General features: G+C 50.3%; 1 pseudogene. It reads right to left on the bottom strand.

Annotated elements, in window-relative coordinates:
- Positions 1-57: 57 nt before the first annotated feature.
- Positions 58-332 (bottom strand): annotated as a pseudogene (locus tag ACTQ53_RS17715) (hypothetical protein); the annotation flags it as partial.

The raw sequence follows: 332 nt of genomic DNA, 5'->3' as shown, positions 1-332 counted from the left end.
TCCGGACTGCATCCTGCCGATGCGCTTTCTCTTGTTTCAGATGCCAGGAGGCTGGGACTATATGCCTACATCTGAGCCTCCAGTGGTTCCGCTACCGCCCTGGTCGGTGTTGTCGCCACCAGGGGTATCCTTTCCGGTATCTGGGTTGGTATCCGTGGTGGTGCCATCCCCTAACAGAGCTGTTGCCTTCTTCAGCGTTCCGTCGAGGCTGAGGTTCAGGCGTAAATCACCATTAGCCCGTATGGCGGTACCTATATAATATATTACCTTTGCATCCGTAATCAAAACAATTTGATAATGGAAACAAGGGAATATTTCGAAAAAGTGATGCA

Source organism: Prevotella sp. Sow4_E9_plate (assembly GCF_052116205.1).
In the GTDB taxonomy this organism is placed as follows: domain Bacteria; phylum Bacteroidota; class Bacteroidia; order Bacteroidales; family Bacteroidaceae; genus Prevotella.
This window is presented reverse-complemented; position numbering and strand designations above follow the sequence as displayed.